22 protein-coding genes are annotated in these 25,845 nt (G+C 54.8%); 13 read left to right on the top strand and 9 right to left on the bottom strand.

Annotated features, from left to right (window positions below; all coding sequences use genetic code 11):
* Nucleotides 1-7 precede the first annotated feature (7 nt).
* A complete protein-coding gene (locus B2R17_RS13375) occupies nt 8-1,525 on the top strand; it encodes a sulfatase family protein (protein WP_286764377.1) in 1,518 nt (505 codons plus the stop codon).
* Nucleotides 1,526-1,568: 43 nt separating this feature from the next.
* Here B2R17_RS13375 and B2R17_RS13370 read toward each other — a convergent pair whose 3' ends face one another.
* From B2R17_RS13370 to B2R17_RS13360, 3 genes are read right to left on the bottom strand one after another with little or no spacing between them, the layout of a single operon-like run.
* Entirely contained in the window at nt 1,569-3,551 is a 1,983-nt protein-coding gene (locus B2R17_RS13370) for an alpha-amylase family glycosyl hydrolase (protein ID WP_339887113.1), read from the bottom strand.
* A 25-nt stretch (nt 3,552-3,576) separates the two neighbouring features.
* Nucleotides 3,577-5,892 (bottom strand): HAD family hydrolase, encoded by a 2,316-nt coding sequence (locus B2R17_RS13365; RefSeq protein ID WP_008670394.1) that lies wholly within the window; start codon nt 5,890-5,892, stop codon nt 3,577-3,579.
* Between the two features lie 41 nt (nt 5,893-5,933).
* A complete protein-coding gene (locus tag B2R17_RS13360) occupies nt 5,934-6,962 on the bottom strand; it encodes a carbohydrate kinase family protein (protein WP_286764375.1) in 1,029 nt (342 codons plus the stop codon).
* Nucleotides 6,963-7,040: 78 nt separating this feature from the next.
* On the opposite strand from B2R17_RS13360, the gene B2R17_RS13355 reads away from it, so the two are divergent.
* Together B2R17_RS13355 and B2R17_RS13350 are read left to right on the top strand one after the other, a co-directional pair.
* A complete protein-coding gene (locus B2R17_RS13355; protein WP_286764374.1) occupies nt 7,041-9,857 on the top strand; it encodes an HAD-IIB family hydrolase in 2,817 nt (938 codons plus the stop codon).
* A gap of 189 nt (nt 9,858-10,046) precedes the next feature.
* Entirely contained in the window at nt 10,047-11,846 is a 1,800-nt protein-coding gene (locus B2R17_RS13350) for a peptidylprolyl isomerase (protein WP_286764373.1), read from the top strand.
* Nucleotides 11,847-12,007: 161 nt separating this feature from the next.
* Here the strand turns inward: B2R17_RS13350 and B2R17_RS13345 are convergent, their stop codons facing one another.
* Nucleotides 12,008-12,832 (bottom strand): BPL-N domain-containing protein, encoded by an 825-nt coding sequence (locus B2R17_RS13345; RefSeq protein WP_286764372.1) that lies wholly within the window; start codon nt 12,830-12,832, stop codon nt 12,008-12,010.
* Between the two features lie 283 nt (nt 12,833-13,115).
* On the opposite strand from B2R17_RS13345, the gene B2R17_RS13340 reads away from it, so the two are divergent.
* The 4 genes from B2R17_RS13340 to B2R17_RS13325 all read left to right on the top strand — a co-directional run bounded on the left by B2R17_RS13340 (nt 13,116) and on the right by B2R17_RS13325 (nt 15,835).
* The gene (locus B2R17_RS13340) at nt 13,116-14,387 is read left to right on the top strand and encodes a hypothetical protein (RefSeq protein ID WP_286764371.1); all 1,272 of its coding nucleotides are present in this window, start codon (nt 13,116-13,118) and stop codon (nt 14,385-14,387) included.
* Nucleotides 14,377-14,829, top strand: a complete 453-nt coding sequence (locus B2R17_RS13335; RefSeq protein ID WP_286764370.1) for a DUF1801 domain-containing protein — start codon at nt 14,377-14,379, stop codon at nt 14,827-14,829. Before B2R17_RS13340 ends, B2R17_RS13335 begins: the two co-directional genes overlap by 11 nt.
* A gap of 147 nt (nt 14,830-14,976) precedes the next feature.
* Nucleotides 14,977-15,378 (top strand): hypothetical protein, encoded by a 402-nt coding sequence (locus B2R17_RS13330; protein ID WP_286764369.1) that lies wholly within the window; start codon nt 14,977-14,979, stop codon nt 15,376-15,378.
* Between the two features lie 109 nt (nt 15,379-15,487).
* Nucleotides 15,488-15,835 carry a hypothetical protein gene (locus B2R17_RS13325; RefSeq protein ID WP_286764368.1) on the top strand — a complete coding sequence of 116 codons (348 nt, stop codon included), beginning with the start codon at nt 15,488-15,490 and terminating at the stop codon, nt 15,833-15,835.
* A gap of 5 nt (nt 15,836-15,840) precedes the next feature.
* Here the strand turns inward: B2R17_RS13325 and B2R17_RS13320 are convergent, their stop codons facing one another.
* From B2R17_RS13320 to B2R17_RS13310, 3 genes are all read right to left on the bottom strand, one after another.
* On the bottom strand, nt 15,841-16,527 hold the full coding sequence (locus tag B2R17_RS13320; protein WP_286764367.1) for a YqjF family protein: 687 nt from the start codon (nt 16,525-16,527) through the stop codon (nt 15,841-15,843).
* Nucleotides 16,528-16,608: 81 nt separating this feature from the next.
* The gene (locus B2R17_RS13315) at nt 16,609-18,027 is read right to left on the bottom strand and encodes a hypothetical protein (protein ID WP_286764366.1); all 1,419 of its coding nucleotides are present in this window, start codon (nt 18,025-18,027) and stop codon (nt 16,609-16,611) included.
* A 78-nt stretch (nt 18,028-18,105) separates the two neighbouring features.
* Nucleotides 18,106-18,522: a DUF6384 family protein gene (locus B2R17_RS13310; protein ID WP_008660961.1), complete on the bottom strand. Its 417-nt coding sequence runs from the start codon at nt 18,520-18,522 to the stop codon at nt 18,106-18,108.
* A 433-nt stretch (nt 18,523-18,955) separates the two neighbouring features.
* Here B2R17_RS13310 and B2R17_RS13305 point away from each other — a divergent pair, with 433 nt between their 5' ends.
* The 4 genes from B2R17_RS13305 to B2R17_RS13290 all read left to right on the top strand — a co-directional run bounded on the left by B2R17_RS13305 (nt 18,956) and on the right by B2R17_RS13290 (nt 23,267).
* Nucleotides 18,956-20,197: a cell surface protein gene (locus B2R17_RS13305; RefSeq protein WP_286764365.1), complete on the top strand. Its 1,242-nt coding sequence runs from the start codon at nt 18,956-18,958 to the stop codon at nt 20,195-20,197.
* A gap of 363 nt (nt 20,198-20,560) precedes the next feature.
* Complete coding sequence (locus tag B2R17_RS13300; RefSeq protein ID WP_286764364.1) at nt 20,561-21,166, top strand: DNA-3-methyladenine glycosylase I; 606 nt, start codon at nt 20,561-20,563, stop codon at nt 21,164-21,166.
* An 11-nt stretch (nt 21,167-21,177) separates the two neighbouring features.
* Nucleotides 21,178-22,203: a hypothetical protein gene (locus tag B2R17_RS13295; RefSeq protein WP_286764363.1), complete on the top strand. Its 1,026-nt coding sequence runs from the start codon at nt 21,178-21,180 to the stop codon at nt 22,201-22,203.
* Nucleotides 22,200-23,267 carry a hypothetical protein gene (locus tag B2R17_RS13290; RefSeq protein WP_339887081.1) on the top strand — a complete coding sequence of 356 codons (1,068 nt, stop codon included), beginning with the start codon at nt 22,200-22,202 and terminating at the stop codon, nt 23,265-23,267. The genes B2R17_RS13295 and B2R17_RS13290 overlap by 4 nt, the downstream gene beginning before the upstream one ends.
* On the opposite strand, the gene B2R17_RS13285 is transcribed toward B2R17_RS13290, so the two are convergent.
* Complete coding sequence (locus B2R17_RS13285) at nt 23,213-23,548, bottom strand: DUF952 domain-containing protein (protein ID WP_286764361.1); 336 nt, start codon at nt 23,546-23,548, stop codon at nt 23,213-23,215. The two genes, B2R17_RS13290 and B2R17_RS13285, sit on opposite strands and share 55 nt — an antisense overlap.
* Before the next feature lie 108 nt (nt 23,549-23,656).
* On the bottom strand, nt 23,657-24,055 hold the full coding sequence (locus tag B2R17_RS13280; protein ID WP_081605747.1) for a hypothetical protein: 399 nt from the start codon (nt 24,053-24,055) through the stop codon (nt 23,657-23,659).
* A gap of 324 nt (nt 24,056-24,379) precedes the next feature.
* Between B2R17_RS13280 and B2R17_RS13275 the strand changes: the two genes are divergently transcribed.
* Nucleotides 24,380-24,934: a hypothetical protein gene (locus B2R17_RS13275; protein ID WP_286764360.1), complete on the top strand. Its 555-nt coding sequence runs from the start codon at nt 24,380-24,382 to the stop codon at nt 24,932-24,934.
* Between the two features lie 346 nt (nt 24,935-25,280).
* Complete coding sequence (locus tag B2R17_RS13270) at nt 25,281-25,811, top strand: cell division protein FtsH (protein ID WP_286764359.1); 531 nt, start codon at nt 25,281-25,283, stop codon at nt 25,809-25,811.
* Nucleotides 25,812-25,845 lie beyond the last annotated feature (34 nt).

Below are 25,845 nucleotides of genomic sequence, written 5' to 3'. Positions count from 1 at the left end.
CTCCTCGATGCCCTCCCTCTCGATCTGCCGAATAAAAGCCGTCCACTTCTCACTGCTTGTTGCCACCGTGAGCGCGATGCTGCTCGGCGTCTGGAGTGGAAACGTTTCCGCAGCAGATCGTCCCAATGTCATCCTGTTGATGGGAGACGATCATGGTTGGGACGAAACCGGATACAACGGCCACCCACACTTAAAGACACCGATCCTGGACCAAATGGCAGCGACCGGACTGCGACTGGATCGCTTTTACGCCGCACATCCGACATGCTCGCCGACGAGGGGCAGCGTCATCACGGGACGGCATCCAAACCGATATGGAACGTTCACGCCAAACTATTCGATTCGCCCCGAAGAGATCGGTATTGCCAGCTTGTTGAAACAAGCGAACTACCACACTGCCCACTTCGGCAAATGGCACCTTGGCCCGGTCAAAGCCTCTTCACCAACCAACCCAGGAGCGTTCGGCTTCGACGAGTGGTTGTCACATGACAACTTTTTCGAACTCAACCCGTGGCTGTCACACAACGGAGGCCCACCAGAGCAGTTCCAAGGCGAGAGCTCAGAATTGTTGGTCGATCAAGCGATCAAATACCTTCAAACGGTCCCAAGTGACGAACCGTTCTTTCTCGTGATCTGGTATGGATCGCCGCATGAACCCTACAGCGGCTTGCCAGAAGACCTGGCGTTGTACGACGACCTTCCCAGCCAATATGCCGACCAGACGACACGTTTGACCTCCAACGAAACCGGGCTACCAGTGCGGCGACCACTCGGCGAAGTGCTCTGCGAACGTTATGCGGAAATCACGGCGATGGATCGTTCGATTGGAACCCTGCGTCAGTGGCTGACCGCGAATGAACTTCGCGACAACACCTTGCTGTGGTACTGCGGCGACAACGGCACATCCGGTGACGGGATCGTCACCTCACCACTGCGTGGTCAAAAGTCGGACCTGTACGACGGCGGAATCCGGGTCCCGGGATTGATTGAATGGCCCGCGAAAATCAGCCAGCCGACCACTTCGCAGGTTCCCTCCGTCACAACGGACATCCTGCCAACGCTTTGTGAACTCGCGGACGTCGCAGTGCCGCAAAGGCCACTCGACGGCGTGAGTCTGGTTCCACTACTGAATGGCAATATGAAGCAACGCAATCAACCGATTTGTTTCTGGAGCTTCGACCACCGCCGCGACTCCCAGCAAGATCCTTACCTACCCGAGGAAGCCCAACAGGGCACCACGCCGCTGGTGAAATTAATGCGGGGCACTGCGACGCGAAATTTTGTCAATTTCCATCACCCGAAAATTGAGCCCGGAGACTTCGGTGGCAAACGAGTGATCATGGACGATCGCTACAAGCTGGTTGTTTCCGCGGATGGTTCCAAACAACTCTACGAGATGCAGACCGATCCGAACGAGACCGAGAATGTGCTCGCCGACCAATCTGAGATTGCGAAAAGCCTGACCGATCAATTGCAGACCTGGCAACAATCGGTGCTAGAAAGCCTCACCGGCCAGGACTACTGAGCCGGTTAGCCCGAGCGTTTTAATCAGACCCCGAGCGTTTTAATCAGACGCGGTGCAGCCACATGAATTCGTACGGGCCGAGTGTCAGTGGATGCGATGTCGTGATGGTCTGACCGGAGTACAAGTCTTCGAAGAACCGCCCCATCCCAGCCGTTCTCAATCGATTGCTATCGATTTGCTGAGGGTGCTCGCAGAAGTTCGCGACGACGATCACTCGGTTGCCTTCGTGTTGGCGGACATAGCCGAGCAAGTTGGGTGACTCGAGCACCAACAACTCCATGTCCAAACCACCAAATGCCGGCGTCATCTTACGAATTGCGATCAGCTTGCGAATGGACCGATAGATGCGTCCACGGATGGAACCGTCGTCACCGAGTTCTTCCAGAAATTCCCACTGCATCTTGGGACGGTGCACCCAACGAGTGTCACCTGCCTTTGCGGGGTCTTTGACGAAGTCGTAGTCGTTCAGCGCTCCCCATTCTTCACCCAGATACACCAGCGGGATTCCGCCGACGCTGAGCATCATTGCATTGAGCAAAAGAATTCGGCGAATGGCGAGTTCCTTCCAATCATCCCGGTCGGACTCGATCGCCTGCTCCAGTCCCGCGAGCGAAGCCAACGTTCCGCTGATTCGCATGTCACCGTTGTCAGGGTTGTGCTGAAACGGCACACCACGAGCGAACGACCCTTCAAACTGGCCGGTATAAAACGCGTTCAAAAATTGGCGATGCCCAAACGCATCGATGCCAACCGCTGCCGCGTCCGCATCATCGAACGTCCATCCAATGTCGTCGTGACAACGCAGGTAGTTCACCCACGTGGTCCGCTCAGGCAACTTATGGCGTCGAGCCAATGAACGTCGCAGCAACTTGGTATCTCGCGTCGCGAGCGACTCCCACATCAATGCCATCAACGTCGGATTGTACGAGGTCTGGCATTCTTTATGGCTGATATACCGAACGACATCGTCCGGGTGAACAATCGCCTCACTTTTGAACACCAACCCTGGTGCTGCGATTCGAACACAGGAATTGAAAGCTCGAATCAGCGTGTGAGCCTCGGGAAGATTCTCACAGTTCGTTCCCATTTGCTTCCAAATGAACGCCACCGCGTCGAGTCTCAACAGGTCGACTCCAGTGTTGGCGATGAACAGCATTTCGGACAACATCGCTCGGAAGACTTCGGGGTTTCGATAATTCAAATCCCACTGGAAGCTGTTGAACGTCGTCCAAACCCACTGCTGCATTCCATCGTGCCACGTGAAGTTCCCACGTCGAACGGTCGGGAAAATTTCACGCAGCGTCCGCTCGTATTGGTCCGGCACGGTGCGATCGGGAAAGATGAAGTAGTACTTTTGGTACTCCTCGTTTCCTGATTGGGCCTGTTGCGCCCAGTAGTGATCGTCCGCGGTGTGATTGAAGACGAAATCCAGAACCAACAAAATGCCGGCTTCGCGAAGATCGTCGGCTAGTAATCGCAAGTCGTCGATGGTACCCACGCGAGGATCGACGCTGCGATAGTTGCTGATCGCGTACCCACCATCGTTGTTGCCGGGACGGACGGCGAACAGCGGCATCAGGTGGAGGTAGCTCAGCCCAAGGTCTTGAAAATACGGAATCTGCTTCCGCAACTCGCCGAGGTTCTCGCTGAACAAGTCGACATAGAGAGCACCGCCGACCAGTTTTTCAGACTGGTACCACTCGGGGTTGTTGATGCGATGCTCGTCGTCTTCCTTCAACTGATCCGGGCGCATCCGCCACCCACGAATGATCGTCAGCAATATCTGTTCAAGGTGGTAAAAGAAATCCCATTGGTCGCCGTACAAGTGCAGCAGATAACCAAACAGATCGTCCCAGTGCTGGACGATCCGCAATTGGATTTCATCGGCCTCCTGCTGGGAAACATTCTCCACTTCCCAAAACGATTCCAACTTCGGCAGCAAACGACTCAGCGCACTCTGTGCCCGCGAATCCTTCACGCCGTTGCGAACCGCGTGCATCAGCGTGTTGGTGAGCATTGCGTTCATGGTTTCTGCTGGTGCGGATTCTTGTTCAGGATGCAGCGGCGGCTTCGGAAGATTGACTTTGGTTGCGGTCGTCATTCGTTTCGCCTGCGGGTTGGTCGTCTTGTTGTTCGTTCGATTCCTCACCCGCCTTTTCGCTTGTTCGATGCTTCCCGGGCTCGTGTTCGATCTTATCGTTCGGAATCCGGATATGATTCAGGAAATCGTAGTATTCGATTCCCTCCATAATCCCGCGAGCGTGGTTGCCCTCGGCAAAGTAAATCCGTGGCAGACGTCGCAGCTTTTCAAGCTCGGGGCTGTAGTTGCCCACCACGACGCCCAACGTGCCCCCCTTCAGCATGCCTTCATCGTTGCCGCAGTCGCCCGCGACCAACAATCGCTCGGGTTCAAACCCCCAACGATAAGCCAGGTGCCGCAGCGACAATTCACTGCCGCCACGCAGCGGGATGATGTCTAAAAATGATCCCAACGACAACACGACTTTGACGCGGAGCCCCGCAGCGCGGAGCATCTTGCGGATTTGAGCAACCGAAGGTGAATCTTCAGGGTCGATCCGGTAGCTGATTTTGAATTCCGTTTGATCCTTTTCGGTCTGCAAGAACAAACCAGGAACAGAATCGAGCACTTCGTGCACCAGTTTCGGCTGCCAGTGATGTTTGATCTGTTTCCGCCACGACAAATCGGGTGTCAGCCCTTCGCCGTAGTACAGTTCGGTTCCAACCGCCGCCGACAAAACATCGGGTCGTGGCAAATTGAGTTTCGTGATCAGCGACATCGCTTCATCGAGCGAACGCCCGGTATCGATACCAAAGCCGACATCACGTCCAGCCGTATTCAACAGGTCAACGAAATCAGCGAGAGCTTCATCGTCGCCCGTCAACGTGTTGTCGAGATCCGTCATGATGATGCGATCGAACTCGGGCAATCGCCGCGTCGTTCGTCCCATCGATTGCGCCAACGCGGGAGTCGCGGACTGCTCAATGATCTCAGTGACATCACGCAGATAGCGATCGACGTGGTTGGCCCAACTGTAATGCGTCCGAGACCCTTCGATCCCGTTTTCAGACCAAGTTTGCCATTGTTCGGGCTCAGTCAGACAGCGCATCAACGCGTGGTCAATGTCCTCCGCTGATAGCGGGTCGATCAGCAAACCATTCTGACAATTCGCGATGATGTCGCGTGGTCCGCCATCGTTGGTCGCAACGATCGGCACGCCGCTGGCCGCGGCCTCCAAAAGTGTCAAACCAAATGGTTCAGTCAGCGCTGGATTGACGAAGACTCCCTTTCGCCGCGCGGTCAGACGATATAGCTCAGGCACGTCACTGGGGCGGTGTGCTTTTGGATAAGCGACGTGACCATACAGGTCGTACACATCGATCAGGTGCAGGACATTGGTCAAAACGCGGCGCTGCCCAGTAGGCATCTCGCGAAGATCGTCTCGCGAACCAAGAACGAGAACCAAGTTCGCCATTTCGCGGAACTTTGGATTTTCACCAAAGACGCGGACGAGCATCTCGATGTTTTTTCGTTCGTCCGGCCGAGCCATCGCCACGACCATCGGCTTCTCCGAATCTTTCAGAAACGGCGTCAGCAGATCGTGGATTCGCGGAAGAGGCTCCGATTCGTCGACTGGATAAAACTGATCCAAATCGACGCCCGGAGGAATCACTTCCATGCGGTCGGGCTGATAGTGATCGTAAACGGCGTATTGTTCTTCGACTTCTTGCCCGGTGCTGGTGATCACCATCGATGCGGTTTCGAGTGCAAACTCTTCCGCTTCTTCGCGAACAGTGAATTTGAACTTTTTGTCCAATTCGCGAGGCGGCTTCGGAGACTTGGACTCTTGCGATGCCGCGATCAGCCGCTGACGTTTGACGCGTCCGAGCGAGTGGCCGGTGAAGACGTAGGGCACGTGAAGCAACCGAGCCAACTGGGCGCCCGCGTAGCCGGCGTCGGCGTAGTGACCGTGGATCAGATCTGGCAAACCGACTCGTCGGTAGTGCCCCAGCATTTGATCGATGAAGGTCTCCAGGTAAGGCCACAAGCCTTCTTTGCGGAGATATCGTTTTGGCCCAAATGGCACGCGAACGATTTTCGCTTTTGGATTGATGACTTCTTCTACTTGGGCGTAGTCCGGCCCGACTCGTTCGTCAAAGATTTGCCGCGTGACCAATTCGACGGATTCAACTTCTTCTCGTCGCGAAAGTTCTTCCGCTAGTTCGAGAACGTATTTGACCTGTCCTCCCGTATCCGCGTCTCGTCCAAGTTCGCAATCTCGAGCACGGATCAATCCGTGCAAGCTAAGCAAAGTGACGCGAAGTGTCCCGCTGGCGGGCATGCTCATGGTAATCCTGTCGATAGAAGGTCCGAGTCCGCACAACGCGTTCAGTCATCTGGAACGCAATGCGGATCTTCGGTGAAATCAATCCGATAAAACTCTTTTTGGTCGCTGGTGGCTCCCGGCAGGCCGCACACCTGAGACGCGAAACGAGTCGCGGTCTTCAGGGTTTCTTCCACCAGCAGCTTTCTCAAATGCCCGGCGATCATCACCGACGCAAACGCGTCACCGGCTCCGACGGGATCAATCAATGGATCTGGTGCCGGAGCGGCCACGGTGATCGGTTCTGGACCACCGCCGACGTTAGCTTGACTGCATTCGCTCAAATGACACTCAGCACCATCCGCGCCGAGCGTCACAAGCAGGCATTTGAGGCTGCTGAAGCTACGAAGCAATTCACGTGCCGCCGCTCGACGATCGTCCGGACTGGACAATTCGCGACTAGCCAAATCGCTCATTTCGTCTTCGTTCAGCTTCACCAGCCCAGCACCTGGCATCAAATCGTCCAACCAAGCCACATCGTAATGCGGTTTGCGGACGTTGATATCGAAGAACACATCAAGGTCAGTCTCGTCATCGCCAAGAAATTGGTCGCGAAGAGCATGAATGGTCTCGCGATTGCGTTGGCTTCGGTACGCCAGCGTTCCGTGATAAAGCAACGAGGGGAACCCTGCGGCGGTGGCTTCGCGAATTCGAGCTTGGATGGATTCCAGGACGGAATCACTTGGCACCGGAATCTGATCGTACGCGACACCACGAACTATTTCGTATTTTGGTTCGCCGTCGACCAGAGTCACCGCAACCGTTCCCGTCGCGATGCCTGGCAACACCGCGACCGCGTCGGTGGACAGTCCCCACTCACGCATTCGTCGAAGAATTTCGTTGCCGAGGTCATCATCGCCGACAGCGCTGACGAACAATGGCTGCAACCCGAAACCTGCCAAATTCCAGGCGACGTTGAGCGGTGCACCGCCGAGGACTTGACGGTCGGGGAAACAATCCCACAACACTTCTCCCACAATGATCGCGACGCCTGCCTGAGGAACTTGACTGCGGGCAATCGACGAATCGGTCATCGTGCGTTGTAATCCTTGAGCAGCGAACTGATTGAAAATTCAAACATCATCCTCACGCGACAACGCTGATCTTACACGATGAATTCCACGATCGCATCCAACCCAACGTCCTCGCGAATTGTTTCCATCACGTCCTTGCCACCAAAAGTCTTGGCAACGGATTTGGACGGAACGTTCTTGCCGCTCGACGGGGATGATGCCGCCGTAGCGTCAATGCAACAAATTCGTGAGCAACTCGAAGCAATCGATGTGCCACTGGTCTTCGTCACCGGTCGTCACTTCGATTCGGTCCGCGATGCGATTGGCGAATTTGATTTACCAAAGCCGCAGTGGATCCTGTGCGATGTCGGTGTCAGCATCTACAAAGCCGACGGTGAAGGCGGCTACATTCGCGAATCCGCCTATGAGCAAATCCTCGACGAAGTGCTCGGCGATATCGATATTGAGAAACATCGTCTCGCTATCGGTGAACTTGAAGACTTCACTTTGCAAGAGTCGTTCAAACAAGGCCGGCACAAGTGGAGTTACTATGTTCCCGCCGAACAATTGGAAGATTGTCACAAAGCGGTCGAGTCCTATCTCAAACTTCACGATCTTCCCTGCAGCATCGTCAGCAGCATCGACCCATTCAACAACGATGGCTTGGTCGACGTCCTTCCGCACGGAGCATCGAAAGCGTTCGCGCTGCATTGGTGGTGCGACCAACACGAGTTGCAACCAGAGCAAATCGTGTTCTGCGGCGACTCCGGCAACGACACCGCTGCATTGATCGCGGGATATCGATCAGTAGTCGTTGGCAACGCGGATCGCAAGATTGCTCGCAACGTTGCCGACGCTCATCACACCGCGGGTTGGGTGGATCGACTGAAACTCGCGCACGGCACCAGCACATCCGGCGTGCTCGAAGGCGCTCGCTGGTTTGGCTTGTTTGAAACACCGGCTGAAAACGAAACGGCAAACAGTGAAGGAACCAGCCTGCCCGAATCGATTCCGTGGGGAGCACGACTGATCGGTGCGAATCGTGCCGAGTTCACCTTGTGGGCTCCCAAGCAAAAACAGGTGGTCCTGGAGCTGATGCCTGACCGACTGGTTCGCATGCAGCGTGAAGACAGAGGCTTTCATCGCTGCGTGGTCGACGGCGTGGTCGATGGCACCCGCTATCAGTATCGATTCGTTCGCGATGAGCACGTCGCTGCATTCGCTGATCCGAATATCGAACTGAATGTTGACATGCTATTGCACGCTTTGCCAGATCCGGCATCTCGGTATCAACCCGAAGGCGTCCATGGTCCGTCCTCCATCGTTGACACTCAGTTCCCTTTTCAAGCGACAGCGGAATCAGCCGCCGACGAATTGGATGAACTGATCATTTACGAGATGCATTTGGGGACCTTTACCGAACAAGGGACCTACCTGTCGGCAATCGAACGATTGGATGAATTGGTCGATCTGGGAATCACGGCAATCGAGTTGATGCCGATCGCCGCGTGTGCCGGTCGCTGGAACTGGGGGTATGACGGGACGCACTGGTTTGCCCCCATGACCGCATTCGGAAGTCCCAATGAGTTCCGACAATTCGTCGATGCAGCGCACGCTCGCGGACTGCTGGTGATGGTCGACGTCGTCTACAACCACTTTGGCCCGGAAGGCAACTATTGGTCCGAGTTTGGTCCGTACACATCCCGCAAACACAACACGGTTTGGGGAGCGGCACCGAACTTTGATGATCCCAAACGCGGTGATCTGGTTCGCCGATTTGTGATCGACAACGCGATCATGTGGCTCAATGAATACAACCTGGATGGACTTCGCGTTGACGCGATCCACTGCATGAAAGACGACTCGGCCAAACACATCACAACTCAGATGAGCGAAGAGATTCGGCGATGGTCAGACCAAGCCGGTCGTCGCGTTTGGCTGATTGCGGAAACCAACGTCTACGATGCCGCGATGGTCAAACCATTGAACGAAGGCGGCACCGGATTCGACGCTCAGTGGAGCGATGACTTTGTCCACAGCATGTTCGCCACCGTCCGCCCCGGTGAACAATTGACCCAACGAATCTACTCGCCCGGAAGTGATCTGGAACAAACACTTCGTCGAGGCTTCGTTTTCGCAGGTAACGTTCGTGGCGACCGAGGCCGTGAGAGTGAGCCGACGCTTGATACCGATGGAATGCTGCAACGCATCGACACACGATCGTCCATCGTGTGCATCCAAAACCATGATTTCATCGGCAACCATCCGACGGGGATGCGTCTGCATCAATTGACTTCACCGGAAACGCAGGCCGCCGCCGTGACATTGGCGATGTTGCTGCCATCGATTCCGATGCTGTTCATGGGAGAAGAATTTGCATCGCCCAATCCGTTTCGTTTCTTCGTCGACTTTGGCGATCCTCGATTGCAACGTGCCGTCGTCCGAGGTCGCAAACGCGAATACCCACAACACGACTGGAGCGATGGTGTGCTACCGACGGATGAAGAGGCAATGCGGTCTTCGGTGATCGGCAGCGTTGAATCGGGCAGCGAGACGATGCGGAATTGGTACAAGACATTGATCTCGATCCGAAAGCAGTTCGTCGGTTCCGGATTGCTGTCTCCTGAGAATTTCAGCGTCGACGTCAATTGCGAAGCCAACCTGTATTCACTCAGCTATCAAACTCAGGATGAGGCATTACAGGTAATGGTTCGTTTGTCACCGCTCAAAGAGGACGACTCGGTCGACGAACCTACCGCGATCGATCCATTGCCCTCCGGCCCCGAAGGCGCTTCGCCCGAATCGTGGCGATTGCTTGCCGATTCAATGGAAGCATTTGGCGAACGCCTGACAGACGGACTGCTGCCGAATCACGCTCGCATCTGTTACTTCCAGCACGACAACGCAACCGCCTGAGGTAATGGTCAAGAACGCGACGCCAGGTCTCGCTGGACCACGCGGACCACCTAATCTGCCAAACCGACGTCTTCATTTTGATGCTGGTTTATCAAATCCGTCGTTTGATTGAACTTGAGCCAAAAATGCGATTTTCCTAAAGTCGCGGCTTCAGGACCGAAAATCACCCGGATAAAGGAATGTCCGAAGATGACGAATCAATCACGCATGGCGTTGCGACAATCGCCCCTGCAGAACCTCACTCGCCGGCATCTCTTACTCGCCGCAGCCTTCGTGGCGATCCTGAGTGGCTTCTCGACCATGCGAGTCGAAGCGGCCGAAAACTCGGTCGTCGCCGTGGTCAACGCCGATCCAATTTCGCGAGATTCGTTGGCCACCGCCAGCGTTCAGCGTTACGGAACGGACGTGCTGGACAACCTGATCAACCGACACTTGATCATGCAGGAATGCAAACGTCGCGGCTTGGGTGTCACGACCGAAGAAGTTCGCACCGAAATCAACCGAGTTGCAAAGAAGTTCGGCCTGAACGTTGAAAGCTATCTGCAACTCCTGAACGAAGAACGCGACATCACGCCTGACCAATACAGTCGTGAAATCATTTGGCCCATGCTCGCATTGCGAAAATTGGTCGCCGACGAAGTTGTCGTTTCACAAGACGAATTCAATCGTGCGTTCGTGTCGCAATACGGCGAGGCCATCAAGTGCCGCATGGTGATGGTGCAAGACAAATCACAAGCAACCCAACTGCGTGCCCAAGCAGTTGCTGAACCAAGCAGCTTTGCACGCCTCGCAAAAGAGTTCAGCGAAGACCCCACCAGCGCCAGCGTCGGCGGATTGATTCCACCGATTCGCCGCTACATGGGTGACGAAGCCATCGAGAATGCCGCATTTGCTTTGAAGGTGGATGACGTTTCCGAACTGCTGCCCGTCGGCGACCACTGGATGTTCTTGCAAGCCGTTCGCCGGATGCCCGCCAGCCAACCGTCACCACAAGCGATGCCAGCGATCAAAGAACAAATCAAGGACCGAATCCGCGATGAAAAAATGAAGACGGCCGCTAGCCAGCTCTTCGCACAGCTTCAAGAACAAGCTCAAGTCGTGAAGATTTTGGGTGATCCACAAGCATCCGTCAAACACCCCGGCGTTGCCGCAATCATCAACGGTCAACAAGTTTCCATCTCCAGCGTTGCAGCCGAATGCATCAAGCGTCACGGCGAGAGCGTCTTGGAAGGCGAGATCAATCGCAAGCTACTCACGCAAGCTCTTGCCAAAGCTGGAAAGAAAGTCACCAACGAAGATTTGAAAGCCGAAATCGAACGAGCTGCCATCAGCTTTGGCTACATGACCGACAACGGATCCGCTGACGTTCAAGGCTGGTTCGATGCCGTTCTCGAAGGCGGCCCCGGAACTCGCGAAGTCTACATCGAAGACGTTGTGTGGCCGAGCGTTGCACTGAAGAAGTTGGTGGAAGACGAAACGACCCTCACGCAAGAAGACTTGCAAATTGGTTTCGAGTCCCACTACGGACCTCGTGCCGAAGTCTTGGCTTGCGTCCTGTCCGACCAACGCAGTGCCCAAAAGGTTTGGGAGATGGCTCGCGACAACCCAACCGATCAATTCTTCGGCCAGTTGGCAAACCAGTACAGCATCGAACCGGTTTCCTCCAGTAACTTTGGCAAGGTCCCGCCGATTAAACAACACGGTGGTCAGCCTTCCGTAGAGAAGGAAGTCTTCCAAATGAAACCGGGTGACCTCAGCGGGATCATCGCAACTGGTGACAAATACATCATCCTGCGTTGCCAAGGATTCACCGAGCCCATCGTTTCCGACTTCGAAGCCGTGCAAGAGGAACTCAGTAGCGTTTTGATCGAAAAGAAGATGAACGTTGCAATGAGCTTGAAGTACGACGAACTCAAACAAACCGCTGAGATCGACAACTTCTTCGTCGCTTCCAAAGAGATCCCACGGGTCGCCAGCGGAACTCGCTGATCGACACGTTCGCTTGACGAACTCTCAATTGAAAATCGAAAGCCACGCCTGGATGCCCATCATCCGAGCGTGGCTTTTTTTTTGGCCCAAAGGGTTTCGCAACGACTGCAATCAATGCCAGCACATCCAACTCGTCACCAATGGCGTCTATCTAGGTTGGACTATCTCGTCGCCGTGGTATTTGTTGCGTGCCGTTCATCCGCCAACCACTCAACGACGATCGGGATCCAGTGTTCCAAGCCATCAGTCAGTTCCGGGTGCGGGCCAAAGCAGAACACACGACCGTCGCCGTAGGCACAACGAACTGCCGCGGAGGTTCCTTTCATCACGCCTTCCGGTGCTCCCTTCTTAGCAATCTCGGATGCGTAGATGGCCAAACTTTCATAGTCCGGCACTTCAGGATCGTCCCATTCCCGACGGCCCAACAACGGTCCTTGAGCATAGTGAATCTCTGCAGCGGGCTCGTCCAAGGCAAAGAACGCGACGCCTGGTTCTGAAAGCTCGAGATCTACCGCACCGTTTCCGCGTGCCCAATGCTTGCGATCGACCACTTTCGCATCGATCAACCCCAGCGACCACGAGTAGTCATTGGTCGCCAAATAAGCACCCGCACAAACGCCCAGAAAACCACCACCTTCGCGAACGAAATCACGAACCGTCGAACGCCCCTCTTCACCGAGTGCACGTCCTTGCTTGCCGCCGCTTCCGCCGGGATGAACCAACACGTCAAACTCCGCCAGCTTTCCTTCGGCGATGTCATCCACCGTGATGCGATCAATTTCATATCGATCACCGGAGTCCTCTTTCAACGCCTTGATCAACTTCTCCGAGCTCGGTCCAACGCCACTTCCTTCAAAAACGGCCACGCGAACGCACTGCTCGCCAAACGCGGAACCGGACACGAGCAACAGGCACAACATGCCTCCGAAGTATCGCATCGCTCGCCCAAGGGATTGCCTACGATCGACCAGCTGTACATGTTTCATCGCGTTTGGTTCCCGTCTTGGATAGTTCGTCGCGGCATCGACTTCAGTGAGCCTATCAGTCAGTTCGACCGGCAGTTTACCTCGACAGCGTCGGTTTGAATTGGCCGCCTGCGAGTTTGTCCCGGTTTCAGGGAAGGACATGTGGCGATCGCCAACACGGCGCATGCAATCGCAGAAGACACTCATCACATTCAATCCTACCCAAATAGAATGCTAGATTGTTCTCCCCGCAATTGTCATTCGGCATCTAAAAAGCATCCATCATTCCACCTCGAGCATATTCATGAAGCCAGCAACGATCACTCTGGTTGTCTTGGTAGCCACCTGCCTGTTCACCACTCATGGCTGGAGCCAGTCCGCACCGACGAAACAGCAACTTGAGAAATGGCACAAACAGTTTCCCGCAGCGGATGCCAACCGCGATGGAACGTTGTCGCCCGAGGAAGCAACCGCTTACCGAAAGAAGTTGCTCGGAAGACGCGGCAAACAATCAAACACCAATCGTGCGACACGAGGTGCACCGAGACAATTCGAAGTAGATGCAAGATGGGACCAACCTCGATTCCCCGACGAAGCGGTGTGCTACAAAACACCGGCGGAGATCAAAGCGATCTACGAAGACGTCAAACCAGCCAATCAAAACACAGTGGTTTCATTCCCTGAACCAACCGGTCGTGAGCGACGGATCGTCGCCACCGGCCACAGCTTCATGGCGCCGGGATTCAACACGCTTCCCAAAATTTGCAAAGCAGCGGAGATTCAACCGATGCTTTACACACACACCGGCGGAGGCATCACCGGAAGTGCGCGGTACAAGTGGGAACAAGAGAATGGGATTTTTCAGTTTGAGGGATCTCCGGTTCCAAAGTTGCTCGCATCGATCTCTAACGCTGATTGGGATGCGATGATGTTCGGACCCTACTTCAATGACAAACCGGAATACTATTCATGCTGGATCGACTTCTGTTTGAAATTCAATCCTGACATGAAGTTCTATCTCTCGGATGCTTGGCCTCAGCTTTATCAGCTGGGTGAAAACCCAACGTCGGAATCATTCTTCACCGAAGAAGTCTTTGAACGACTGGGGACGGAACGCCGAACGATGTCAAACGAAGTCGTCGACGTCCTTCGAAGGAAATACCCGGACAAAGTCTTCGTGCTTCCGACCTCCGACGCGATGGTGCTTGCCGCCCAAGCCTACCTGCGCGGCGACCTGCCGGGAATCGAAGGCGTCCACCGAGTGATCGGCGGAAAGCAACGGTCACTTTGGAAGGATCAACTCGGGCACCTCGGTCCCGGTTTCGAACGACTGGAAGGTTACGTGTTCTATGCCACGCTCTACGGCGAGTCTCCCGAACAGATCAAGAACCCAATCGCATTCGGTGGAGATGCCACTTTCCCAAACGTGGAGCTGGATCAGATGTTTCGCAAGATCGCTTGGCAAGCCGTCACGGAACATCCGTACTCGGGCGTGAAGGATGAAGACGGCGACGGAACTTCCGATGCCCACCTTCAAACTAGCAATCGCACGGAAGGAGAGACCGATGCAAAGTGACGCGAAAACCGTCAAGCAATACCTCGCCGAACTACCCGCGGATCGCCGTGTCATGCTCGAGGCGGTCCGAGAGATGATCCTCAACAACATCAACGACGGATTTGAGGAAGGAATGCAGTACGGCATGATCGGCTACTACGTGCCGCACAGTATTTTTCCAGACGGGTATCACTGCAAGCCATCCGAACCGCTTCCATTTCTGTCACTCGCATCGCAGAAAAATTACTGTTCGCTCTATGCCATGTCTCTTTATAGTGACGCCGAGTCTCTGGCGGCTTTTCAAACGGCTTGGAAAGCCACCGGCAAAAAGCTGAACATGGGAAAGTCTTGCATACGATTTAAAAAGCTGGACGATTTGGCTTTGGACCTGATCGCCGATCACCTCCGAGACATCACGGTCGACGCCTACGTCGAATCATACAAGCAGGCGATCAAGAAATAGACGACTCTCGACGACCACATACATCGAGCACCGTTGGCAGAAAGATTGTTGGCGACGAATGCGATCGAACATTTCGTCTGTCCCAAAATCACCGCCGAACGTGAGAGCGTTGACATTCAAGAATCCAGCAGACTGACAATGGATAAAATGCCCATAAAACCGAACGTAAACCCCGCCTTGGATGATGACGCTCCAATCTTTGATTCCGGTTGTTTGGCCTTGATCGGAAAGACTCTTTTTACCTCCGTGATTGTTGGGCTGATCGCCGCCTTCAAGTTCCTCGGACTGGCTTTTCTTTCGATCGCGATCATCTTTCTTCCACTTCGTCTGTTGAATGTGGACACTGGATTCAGCCTGATCATCGCAGCGGGCGTAACCTTATTGATGCTGAAGATCATGGGTTGGATCCGCCTGATCAAGTGGCTGTTGTCAGATCCCGCCCCCGAAGCAGTCCCGATGGCGATCGAAGTATGTCCGAAGTGCTATCAATCGCAGGTGTCTCCCAGCATCCAAAATTGCCCGACATGCGGGACTCGATGGCACAACTGACTTGGTCTTCACCAAATTTCTGCCCTCCATTCAACTCAACTCTTGCTGGCGTTACAGAAAGCTAATTTCCGCCCGCGCCGCAATTCAACCAACGACCAATGGAATCCAGATGACTGACGCTGACATCTCCCAGAAACTCTCTTGGGTTGTTCGATTGCTCGCGGCCAACTTGTTGGTCATGGCGGCCGCGACTGGCACTTTGCTGTTTGGACTATTACCGAAGGTTGAGCGTGGCATCCAGACAACCGAACGCGTCGAAGCTCGCTTCCAAGCCTTTGCAGACGAAGTCCAGCCCGTGCTCGGAGCAACCGCCGACAAAGCAATCGAGACTGTCAAGAAAATGGATGCCGAGAAGCTATCCAAGACCGCGACAGACAAAACAGATGCGCTGCTCGATACGGCAGCGGAACGAACCAAACGTTTTCTGAATCGAGACATCACCGACGACCAAGAGTGAAACAATCAAACTCGACGCGGGAACGAAACAGTGACCTCGGAACCGGGCGTGTAAAGAACGTTGGCGGGGGTCGCATGATCGAGGAAAGCGAATTCCTCGCCGTATGTTCGGCCAAAGTCAATTTCGATGCGGTGGCCTAAGACTTCGCTGCACGGCCACTGTGGATGAGTGACTTCGTACTCAAGCGTTCGCTTTGGACCTTTCGCATAGCCCCAGTAGTGTTCCGTGATGAATTCAGAAAATGAACCGGGAGCTGGCAAACTGCGTTCACTGCCGATGGTCGCTAAAAATCGTTGTGACTGCTGGTCTCCCCATGCATACCAACAGGACTGTTCATCCACACCGTGGCTCATCGGAAGCCGAACGTAGTTCTCGTCGAAGAGGTTGTTGGCTACCAACGGAATGATTCGGCTCGGGACAATCTCTTTGATAAACGTCACCGCCCGAAGCGACGGATCTCGGTCTGGTTTGACGTAGAACCGAAGATTGGCTTCTTCGAACCGCCGGTGAAAAAGAGCTGGAACACCAACGACGGATGTCTTCTCGAACCGGAATGCAACGAGACTGACATAGTGCCGCCCTTCGAAATCGTCCAGCGAAGTGCGAGCGGGCACAAACGGCTGAAGCACACCGGGATCGACCTCGTAGTTCGCTAGCAACAGGTCACACCAAACCGCTGACAAAAACTTCATGACGTTGACCTGAAAGAAAGCGACGAATGGCTGAGAACATGATGATAAGGCAACCGTTTCGCCCCAATTGTTTCCTGCCGGCTATCGACGCCGACGGGTGCGACGACCAGCCCGGCGAGCGTGTTCGCTCATCGCACCAGCCGCGGCGTGAGCCATCGCATTGACCAGAACTTGCGTCATCGGGTGCGTCGCGACATTCGTAACCCGATCCATCGCGGTCGGCCCCCAGCTTTGCATCCGGCGGATCGAATTCCAAAGATCATCCACATCGTGTGCTGAGCGGGCTCGATCCAGTGGAGTCAACACGTCGAGCATGTCGGAGAACTGGCAACGAGCCTGCTCGTAACCCGATGCACGAAATCGCTGGATCAAGCGACCAATCGCTTGATGGATTTGTTGCTGCTCCATCATCTCCTCTTGATGACGATTGCTCGACAATTCCGTCTGGTCCATCCGGGTCTCGATCCCACGCAACGACGCAACAATTTGATCATCGGTGATCTCAGGAGTCCGCCGGGCTTGCTGCCGCAATTCGTGCGTGTCAGTCCGATCGAGCATTTCACGAAACAACTCGATTGCTTCTTGGTAGTAAGAACACTGCGGCGTCTCAAGCTCGGTCAATTTGGCTTGCGTTTGCTCACAACGCTGCGTCCACTCGTCAAGATCCTTCAGCGTTGCATCACGCTGCCGATTCAGCGCACGCACCTCACGAAGATGTTGATCCAGACCGTGCTCCGCGGCGGCGTCATCACGATGCCGCTCCAATTCCTCCATCACGGTTTCGAGAGCCTCACGGTCTTCCGCGATGATCGTCCGCATCGTTTCAGGGGTCGTCGTGAGGTAGTCGTAGTTGCGTTTGGATTCTTGATAGTTGTTGAGCTTTGCGATCCAGCGATCCATCCGCCGAGTGAATCCGCGGTGGGCATACTCCGGCGTCCCAAACTTCCGATCCCTCAGATAGCAGAACAGGTTGCACTCTTCGTAGGCCGGCAACTTACGAGCGGCGTCCTGGCTGATCTCGTCCAAGTTCGCTTCCGCTCGTTCGAGCGCAGCCTCGGCCATCGCGGCTCGGTCCGATAGGGCGACAAAGTTTGGGTTGTCTCGAAGCGTTTGCTCCACCGCCGCGATCAATTCTTCCTGCTTGGCCTCCGCTGCTGCGATGGATTCATTCAATTGCGAAAGTGCGGCTTCCTGCGTTTCGCGCCCATGTGTGTCGGCCTCGAGATCCTCGTGCAATCGCCGCTCGTGATTTTGTTTGCGAAGCAAGATCTCGGACATCGATGCCCGCACCTCGGACCACGTTTCCTGAATCGCTTCGGGAGTCAATTCGGGCAAGTAGTGCTGAGCCAAACTGCGCAACGTCTCGTCACGCTGGTTCTGCAGCGAGTCCTGCTCCGACTGGAATTGCCCCAACTGAGAACGAAGCTGCTCCAGTTTCGCTGCGGCTTGGTTGTAAGCCGCCAGCAATTGTTGATGGACGGTGGGTCCGGTCAGCGGCATGGCGAGACGAGGGGGCGAAAGGAACGTTTGCAAATGTTGTGGCGTGATGATCGGATCGGAACCGACCGCGTGGAACGTTTACGTAAAAAAATACCAAGCTCCCGCAGCGGCGGCCGCGGTGGCTGCCATGGCAATCCGTGTCCGCCAGATCCAGCAATAGGCGACAAACTTTTTCAGTCCAGGCTTGGGTTCTTCGTAAGTGTGAAGATTCGAAAGGTATTGATCGATCGCGGCATCGATCTCCGCTTCGCTGACGTGATCTCCCGACATCGCTGCGGTTCGCATCAACTTTTCACGCAATTGAATACGGACGTCGTCGGAACGAAACATTTCCTCCGCGGTGGTGCGGCGATCTCGCAATTCACGAGCGACATCCATGACCCGCAGTGTTTCTGCAATCGTCAGGTCTTCGCCAGGCAATTTGGTCGCGGCGCGGCGTTCGCGCAGCTGTTCCATGGTCGACGGTGCGGTCGCTTGTGCTTGAGCGTTGGCCATGACGAAAAGAATTGTGAAGAGTGGTTGGCGTTGAATGAAGAAGGCTTTTCATTGCCAACTTCGGGGCGCTGATTTCGGCTGTCGAACCGAGGATGCGGCTTTCGACAATGATTGGATTGTATCGCCCGGTTGCGTCATCGCGGGAGTGGTCTGTTCAGCTTTCGTATGATTGCCCCTGGTTGCACCGCAACGTAATCTAGGAACCGATGCCCATGAAACAACTTCGCCGGCCCAATGACTTTCGAGATCGAGGGCCATTTTGTTTGGATATCACGTTTCAACTTTGAGATCAGTTTGATGCGCCCCGATTGGTGGCAAAATTCGCCAATCACGGCAGTGGTACAATCGTTCGGCGGACGCTCCTGAAACGGATCGTTCCTCCGCGGCAGAGTTTCCTTTTCACGTTACTAATTTTACGCACGAGTTCTTGGTCATGAGCCAGCAAGCCAAAGCCTCCGCTCCGGCAGAGTCCGCCCAACAAACCACGTCGGCCGCTCCGGCGACGCAGCGTGACACTCAGTCCATGCGGCAATATCTGGACAGTGCTCTCGAAACGCTGAAGAAGTTTGGGACGTCCGAGAACACTGCTCCGCAAGAATTGATCAGCCTGCTCGAAGGTGTCCGGCACCTCGACGAAGCCAAGGTGCTCGCGATCGCAGACGTGATCAAACACATGAGCGCGTTCAACGCACTCGTCCGAGACAACATCGAATCGGTTCAAATCGGCAACCGCTACATGGACATCACGCAGATGTTCGATTCAGTACGCGAGGACAGCAAACGTCTCATCTCGCAGCTGGACGACGGAAAGATCAGCGGCACCGAAAAAGTGTCGAACTGGTGGATGAAAATCCGCCGCGGTACGCCGAGCGATCGTTTCGAGAAAATCGCGGAAGTCTACGGCGAAGTCGCCAAGGACACCAAAGACGCGTTGCAGGTCGAAGAACAAATCATGGACGCGTACATCGACTTCCGATTCGCATTGAAAGAAGCCGAGGTGCTCGCTCGCGAATTGCTGGACACCCACGCTCCGATCTTGGAAGCCGCCAAAGATGGGTTGGCGACCGCACAAGAAGCTCTCGACAACTACACCGGTGAAGATCAAGCCGGCAAGAGCCAATTGGAACTTCAACGTGACGAAGCTCGCCATAAATTCGAAGAAGAAGACAAGACGTATCAGTTGCTCAAAGACATCGCCGAAAACCTCGAGATCGGCTACGACGTCGGAGAAACGCTGATCACAAAACTGAAGCAAACCCACGACGTCAAAGAACGTGTGTTCCGCCGCGCCGTGACCTTCTTCACGACCAACGAACACGTCTTCACGATTTTGGGAACGGTTTACACCAGCCAACATGGTTTGCACGAAGTCACCCAGGCCACGGAGGCCATGAAGGACGGCGTCAACAAAGGACTGGAAGACATCGCTGGTCTGGGTCGCGAATTGGAACGTGCTGCATTGAAAGCGGGCTACGGAAGCACGATCGATCCCGAATCGGTGCAGAAACTGGTCGATGCGATCAGCGGGTTCCAAATCGAATCGCTTCAAATGATCGCCGAACTTCGCAAAGAGAGCGAGGAAAGCACCAAAGCGATTCGCCAAAGCGTCGAAGAGGGCAAGAAGAAATACCAGCAAACCCTCGGACGCTACGCTCGCGGCGAATCGTTGCTGTAAAGCGGTTTTGCCGACGGTATTGGACGTGAGCGTGACGCGTCGATTAACTAGCCCGCGGCGTTAGTTTAGAGTTGCGCTTTTGCATTCGGTTTTGTTGGCCAACGGCCTTCGTCATCGTAGCCTGGGGCATCGCCCCAGGGATCGAGAACGAAGGGAAATTGGTTGGCCAACGGCCAACATCAACCCAAACGTTCTGAATTGAATTGGGCCGTTGGCCAAAGTAGGGGCGTGTTTTTCTGCGTCAGGGGCGATGCCCCTGGCTATGTTGAACGAGGCCGTTGGCCATTCGAGGAAAAAACGCAACTTTAAATCGCGTGAGCGAAGAGCACGCTGTGCGAATGCTGTTCGCAAAACGATTGACAGGTGAATGCATTGCCACAGGATCTCCTCACCGACGAAGAAGGCAATGCTCGTTGCGGATGGTGCGGCACCGACACGGACTACATCCGCTACCACGACTTAGAGTGGGGCGTGCCCGTCCGGGATGATCTGGGTCTGTTTGAAAAGATCTGCTTGGAAGGTTTCCAGTGCGGCCTGTCTTGGATCACGATCTTGAAACGCCGCGAGGCGTTCCGGGAATGCTTTGCCGAATTTGATCCGCGTCGGCTCGCAAAGTTCACGCCATCCGATGCCGAGCGACTGATGACCGATTCTCGGATCATCCGAAACCGAGCCAAGATCGAAGCCACAATTCAGAACGCTCGGACGATGACCGTCATGTTGGACAGGGACGAGTCGCTTGCCGAGTTGCTGTGGCAATTCGCACCAAAGAAGCGTCGGCTTTATCGAAGGCTTGATCAAATCCCCGCGATCACAGAAGAGTCAACCAAGATGAGCGGCGTACTGAAGAAGGCCGGTTGGAAATTCGTCGGCCCCACGACCTGTTATGCTTTGATGCAGGCGACAGGCATGGTCAACGATCATCTGGTCGGCTGCCATCGACACAACGAGGTCAAGGCTCTTCGCTGAGGACATTTCCATTGGTTTTTGATAACTCGGACAGCGAATCGGAGCCCGTAAAATCTCTTGCCAACAGGTTCCTTTCTCGATGGACAGAGGACTTTGAATGCATCGACACAAAAAGCTTTGTGCATGGGATGGTCGGCATATTCCTCTTCCCTGCAATTTGCATTGTCTGTTTCTCAATTACCTTGGCTTTGCTCGATTACTTCGGTGTTCCTCAGCCATCTTACGCATTGCAGTATGCCATCTTTGGGATGATGAATTTGCCGATGCTCGCTTCCGTCTCGCTATTGGCATTCCTCCCATTCCTGCTGTCACAACGCCTCCTCGCAAAATCACTCTTTGTCGCAGTCATAATCGGGTTGGATCTCGAATTGCTTCTATTTTTGTTGAGGCTATTGGGAAATGCGCCCGCCGGACGCTCTGAGACATGGACTGCCATCGCGCCGTCAGTCTTCGTGTTCTGCGTCTCGGTCAGCTCGATTCCCACGGCGCTGCAATGGATCAGATCTCAAACACTCCGACCAAACATGCTGTTTGTGAAGCGAACGAGACCGATATCCATCGGAACCTCGCTGGAACTTGCCCTCACCGTTGCGTTGGCCTGTGTTGCCTGGAAATTCTTTTTTGGATCCTACGAGATCACCCCCTTAATCTTTATCTTGGCGGCAGCGGGATTCGTGTCAGGACTAGCATCCGCCGCGATGACCTACGCCGTCATCCCAACTAACTATCAAGTTCGAGTCGGGTTTCCTTGTATTGATCCGGCAATCAAATATCGCCCCGTGATCATCACTTGGGCAATTGCTGCGATCAGCAACCTGGTGCTGATGGCATCGACTGCCGACTTTGCGACATGGTCCATCGGTGGATTACTATCCTGGGTCATGACGTCTATGTTCAACGCAGCCGTGATGGTCGCAATGCTCGGCACGGGCCTCTATTGGCTGCGACGCTGTGGCTGGACGCTTGAGCGGCCTCATTCCAGAGACCTGAAGATTTCGCCATCGGAGACACCCCCGGTCAACGGACTGTTGTCATGACAGATAACTCAGATGCCACCCCAAAGCCTCACGCTCCTGATTCACTTCTCGGGGTTCGCCTCCTGGACTGGCGAAGCTTGGCGTTTGGCTTGCTGGGGATGGTGGCTTGGCTGGGCGTTTGTGTCGTCTGGGGGGCCGCAGTTCTCGGTTTTCTGAGTAGCAATTCCGTTCCGCAACCCTCCTCTCACGCGTTACTCATCGCAATCATCGGCGTCATGTGCACTCCGATGATCGCCGCTTTTGGCCTTGCCGTATTCGTTCCTTTGCTCTTGTTTCAGCGTCTTGCATTCACTGCGGTTTTCGTTGCGGGCACCGTCATTGTCAACCTATTGTTGATGGCGATCGCACTGAGTCTTTTCGATGCGGTGCCTACCTCCAGATTCATCAAGGACATCACTCCGCTGCTTTTCGGTTTCTGCGTCACCCTCAGCGTTTTTGCGACGGCGTCGCAGTGGATTACCTCAAAGTCCTTGCGTCCGCAAATGAAGGTCGCGTCGGCACCCCGGCACGTTTCAATTCGCGATCTAATGGGTTTGATGTTCGCGACTGCATTGATCTTCGGCATAGCACGATTTGCCTTTCGCGAGGTCTCGGTTGAAGCCGATTTCTACATTGCCATCGGATTCGGAATCGCCACCGCGGTGATCATTTCGATAATGGTAAAAACCATCATCCCTTTTACCGCCATACCGATTGACGGCAATCGAAAGCCCGCAACAAGGTCGAGTCGAAATTTTCGGATCGCCTTGCATCTGCTTGCGGCCGGGACGGTTGCAGCAGCAACTACGTTCGCGTGGGCGCTTTGGATAGAGGTTCGTTTTGTGCTTTGGCCTTTGAGATGGAACCTAGTCGTTGAGTTGGCTGCCTTGGCAGCGGCATCTGTTTTCAACGCGGCCCTCATGCTGGCATCTGTCAGCGTCGGGCTGTTTTGGATCCGAAGGTGCGGTTGGACCATTCAATCGTCACGCCAAACCACTGCTCGTGGCGAGGCCGGTTCCAGCGTCGTGGCTTATGCAGAGACCGATTCGGCTCGCTCCACCGCTGAGACCGGCAACTCGGCGTAGAGGTGCGGGAACAGTTCGCCTCCGCGAGATTGTTCCCAGCGTAGGTTGTCGTCGATTTCAGTCACTCGAATATACAGCACGACCAAACCGCTTTGGCCGGCGAAGTGAGCCGCCAATGTTCCGGGGACTTGCTCCTCGGTGGACAAGTGAATGAAGCCGTCCGCGACATCGATCGGTGCCGGGGGAAGCTTTCCGGTGGTTTGCATCTGCTCCCATTGCTGCTGGGTCGCGATTTTGCAAACGATGGATGGTGAGTCGCTGGACACTGGTTCGTTAGACATGGCACTGCGCATAGAAAAAGCCGGCTGAAGATATCAACCGGCTTTGTAGTCGTCTGAGAGACGTGGTTCAATTGTGGCCGATGTGTGATCTCGCCACCAAACTCAAATTCAGTCGCGAACGATGACGCGGCCCAATGGCGTGAAGACAACGTCCACGCAAGTGTCACAGCAAGGGAAGCTGAAGGTCATGACTTTGCGACCCAAGAAACCTTTTTTGCAGCAAACCAATTCTGGGATCACGTTTTCGCAGCAAGCAGGAACGCAGGCGCTGACTTCAACGGGACAGCAAGTCAAAGGGTTCTTGACGCACCAGGAAACCTTCACGGGTGCTGGTGGGCAGCAAACGGGAGCTGGTTCGCAGCAGACAGGTGCTGGAGCTTCGCAGCAAACAGGAGCCGCGTCGCAGCAGTCGTTGCCACAGCCGAGAAGGCCACAAGCACTGGCGGACGAAGCGGACGAGATACAAACGGCAACCGCAACAGCGGCAATGGTACGAGCGAAATTCATTGGAAATTCCTTTCGGGTAAGAGTTGATACACTCTGTAACCTTCAACGCAATTGTGCGTTTGGGGTAAACGTTGCCATCAGTTTGAACCCAATCGCGGTAGTCGTCGCGGTACAATTGACGCGATCGTCACTAGCCGAAGCGATTCGGCGGTGGAATAATGAACAGCAACCGCCGAAGCCGTCGAATCTTGGCGACTTTTGGGCGTGCAATGGCGGACAAATCGTTCTGATCGTCATTGTTTAGCAATAGACCTATTTCCTGCGAGGCATCGGACAACATCGTCTGATCTCGCGAAGTATCCCCGCTTCAAACGGAGAAGCTTGATGTCGCGTTTGTTTTTGACTGCTGCCCTGGCCTGTGCAATGGCAATCCCTGCTGCGTTCGCCGCAGACCCTGCCACTGCTGACAAAGGACTGTGCCAAGGTGATCCAATCGGCGCGTTCTACGTGACCAAGGTCGCTGGTGCAGAAGATGATGGTGTCGAAGCCGGCGAAGCATTGTGCTACCGCTGCAAATACGGCTCGCGTCCGATGGTCATGGTCTTCGCTCGCCAAACCAGCGAACCCGTCGCGAAGTTGGTGAAGGAACTTGACTCCGCCGTCGCCTCCAATGGTGACGCACAACTGAAAAGCTTTGTCACTCTGTTCGGCGAAAAAGCTGACAGCATGAAAAGCGAAGGCAAAAAGATGGCTGCTAAGAATGTGCCGGTCGTCGTTGCCAAGGATAAGAATGGTCCTGCAAACTACAAATTGTCCGAAGACGCACAAATCACTGTCGTGATCGCCAACGACTCGCAAGTCGTCGCACGTCACGAGTTCGATGCTGACAAGATCGACGTCGCTGCTGTGATGTCCGAAGTCAAGCAAATGCTGAACTAGTTGATTTTTAAAACTCGGGGCCCGAGTTTTCTACAAGCTCGGGCCCCGATCTTCTTGACCAGACAGACATGTCGGAAACTCGGGCTCCGAGTTTCTGTCCAAGAAACAATTTTCGGAAGCTCAGGCCCTGAGCTTCATCAACAGTATGACTGAACCGGCCAAGTGTTGATCACTTGCGGCGGTTTTTTCATGCGCGATCATACACTCGTTGTCCGCACAAAGAACTACCGAATCAGCCGCCCCGCCTAGCCGCCAATCGCCTCGAACGCCTGCCGCCCCCGGAGACGATCGCGGGACGATGCACTAGGATGTCTCGCGATACGAACCGCGAGTACGGGTAGCTGTCTTGGATTGGACTTGGCCAGACGATGACGATGAATTGGTGACTGCCTATCACGAGGCCGGTCACGCGATCGTTGGTTGCGCATTGGGTGCCCAAATCGACCGAGTCACGCTTTCCCAAGCGTCCATGTTCGATGATGAAGACGGTGACTTGCCACGTCGATTTGGCGACTGCATCGTCAATTGGGGACGCGTCGACCCAAGTGACAACTGGCAACGCCAACGTGAATTGCTGACGATCCTTGCGGGACCCGTTGCCGAGTTTGTGTACCAAAGCGGTGACGAGGAGTTGTTGGACGTACGGGCTTGGCAGAGCGATTGGCAGCAAGCCCAGTTGTGCGCGGCGGCCCTCAAACCGCAAGCGGCTCAACAAATCCGATTGATGCGAGAAACCATCGTCCGTCTATGTAAAATCGTCGCGTCAGATCCGTGCTGGTCGGCAATCGCAGCACTCGCGGACGAGTTGATGCTCGGCGATGAAATCGAAGGCGAGCAGGTCGCCGACCTGGTCCGATTCTGGTGGAGCCGCGCGTGATCGACGCATGGGTTACGATGTCGGCCTGTCTTCC

The organism is Rhodopirellula sp. UBA1907, assembly GCF_002337565.1.
In the GTDB taxonomy this organism is placed as follows: Bacteria; Planctomycetota; Planctomycetia; order Pirellulales; family Pirellulaceae; genus Rhodopirellula; species Rhodopirellula europaea.
This window is presented reverse-complemented; position numbering and strand designations above follow the sequence as displayed.

Bases quoted from the DNA above. Each gene is read 5' to 3' on its own strand.
- B2R17_RS13375 (WP_286764377.1), top strand. From the start codon at position 8: ATGCCCTCCCTCTCGATCTGCCGAATAAAAGCCGTCCACTTCTCACTG.
- B2R17_RS13370 (WP_339887113.1), bottom strand. From the start codon at position 3,551: ATGAACGCAATGCTCACCAACACGCTGATGCACGCGGTTCGCAACGGC.
- B2R17_RS13365 (WP_008670394.1), bottom strand. From the start codon at position 5,892: ATGAGCATGCCCGCCAGCGGGACACTTCGCGTCACTTTGCTTAGCTTG.
- B2R17_RS13360 (WP_286764375.1), bottom strand. From the start codon at position 6,962: ATGACCGATTCGTCGATTGCCCGCAGTCAAGTTCCTCAGGCAGGCGTC.
- B2R17_RS13355 (WP_286764374.1), top strand. From the start codon at position 7,041: ATGAATTCCACGATCGCATCCAACCCAACGTCCTCGCGAATTGTTTCC.
- B2R17_RS13350 (WP_286764373.1), top strand. From the start codon at position 10,047: ATGACGAATCAATCACGCATGGCGTTGCGACAATCGCCCCTGCAGAAC.
- B2R17_RS13345 (WP_286764372.1), bottom strand. From the start codon at position 12,832: ATGAAACATGTACAGCTGGTCGATCGTAGGCAATCCCTTGGGCGAGCG.
- B2R17_RS13340 (WP_286764371.1), top strand. From the start codon at position 13,116: ATGAAGCCAGCAACGATCACTCTGGTTGTCTTGGTAGCCACCTGCCTG.
- B2R17_RS13335 (WP_286764370.1), top strand. From the start codon at position 14,377: ATGCAAAGTGACGCGAAAACCGTCAAGCAATACCTCGCCGAACTACCC.
- B2R17_RS13330 (WP_286764369.1), top strand. From the start codon at position 14,977: ATGCCCATAAAACCGAACGTAAACCCCGCCTTGGATGATGACGCTCCA.
- B2R17_RS13325 (WP_286764368.1), top strand. From the start codon at position 15,488: ATGACTGACGCTGACATCTCCCAGAAACTCTCTTGGGTTGTTCGATTG.
- B2R17_RS13320 (WP_286764367.1), bottom strand. From the start codon at position 16,527: ATGAAGTTTTTGTCAGCGGTTTGGTGTGACCTGTTGCTAGCGAACTAC.
- B2R17_RS13315 (WP_286764366.1), bottom strand. From the start codon at position 18,027: ATGCCGCTGACCGGACCCACCGTCCATCAACAATTGCTGGCGGCTTAC.
- B2R17_RS13310 (WP_008660961.1), bottom strand. From the start codon at position 18,522: ATGGCCAACGCTCAAGCACAAGCGACCGCACCGTCGACCATGGAACAG.
- B2R17_RS13305 (WP_286764365.1), top strand. From the start codon at position 18,956: ATGAGCCAGCAAGCCAAAGCCTCCGCTCCGGCAGAGTCCGCCCAACAA.
- B2R17_RS13290 (WP_339887081.1), top strand. From the start codon at position 22,200: ATGACAGATAACTCAGATGCCACCCCAAAGCCTCACGCTCCTGATTCA.
- B2R17_RS13285 (WP_286764361.1), bottom strand. From the start codon at position 23,548: ATGTCTAACGAACCAGTGTCCAGCGACTCACCATCCATCGTTTGCAAA.
- B2R17_RS13280 (WP_081605747.1), bottom strand. From the start codon at position 24,055: ATGAATTTCGCTCGTACCATTGCCGCTGTTGCGGTTGCCGTTTGTATC.
- B2R17_RS13275 (WP_286764360.1), top strand. From the start codon at position 24,380: ATGTCGCGTTTGTTTTTGACTGCTGCCCTGGCCTGTGCAATGGCAATC.